The sequence below is a fragment of the Vibrio sp. D173a genome (genome assembly GCF_030248475.1).
On the sequence record NZ_JAHGAH010000139.1, the window covers coordinates 1 to 807 of the forward strand.

Annotated in this window: 1 protein-coding gene; it reads left to right on the forward strand. The window is 44.5% G+C overall.

Features of this window, described 5'->3' with window-relative positions; translation table 11 throughout:
- The first annotated feature begins 36 nt into the window (after positions 1-36).
- Complete coding sequence (locus KIV40_RS15295; protein ID WP_285350039.1) at positions 37-648, forward strand: glutathione S-transferase family protein; 612 nt, start codon at positions 37-39, stop codon at positions 646-648.
- Positions 649-807: the final 159 nt, after the last annotated feature.

An 807-nucleotide genomic window follows, 5' to 3' on the forward strand; every position in this document is an offset into this window, starting at 1 on the left:
GCCGTATAAAAAGCGTTATGCTTTTCGGGAGGGTATATGGAAGTATCGCTGTATAGCGCAAAGGGATCGAATAGCGCTGAAAGGGTGGAGTGGGTCCTCAATTTTAAGGGGATAGATTACGAAAGAATTGAGATTAGCTCTGACGAACTAGCGACGACATACCTAGATATAAATCCGTTTGGCTATGTCCCATCTCTTCGCGTCGATGGTTCGATATTTTCTGAATCAATGGCAATTGTTGAGTATTTGGAAGAACGCTTTCCTTATCCAGGTTTGTTTGGCAAAAGCCTTAATGAAAAAACACACATCCGCAGGGTTTGTGAATACGTAAACTCTAGTATTCACTCTCCCCAAAACAGGACTGTATTAAGGTTCATGCGCCCAGAGCTAGATGAGACGTCAAAGCGTGAACTTCGTGGAGTTTGGATTATGCGGTGCCTAGAAAAGTTAAGTGCGTCGATCTGTCGAGAGTCAGGGTTTGCAGTAGGCAAGGACTTCAGCGTAGCCGACATATTTGTGGCTTCAATCTACAAAAAAGCGTTGCAACATGGTTGTACGAGAAACAGCTTTTACGACAAGCATTTGATGTACATAAGGGCAAATGACCGTGTCGTGGTTTCAGAACCACAAGCATATCAAACAATTTAAGAGTGATTCGGCACGCGTGGCATTTTCACTATGCGTTGGTTTTGGTGTTTAAGGTGGTCTGCGGCGGCTTTGGTATTGCGTGCCTCACACCTTAATTGGGCGTTGATATGACCCCCACTGTCAATTAAAACGTAGAAGTTTCTGCTCCCACATTCCCAG

Bases quoted from the DNA above. Each gene is read 5' to 3' on its own strand.
- KIV40_RS15295 (WP_285350039.1), top strand. From the start codon at position 37: ATGGAAGTATCGCTGTATAGCGCAAAGGGATCGAATAGCGCTGAAAGG.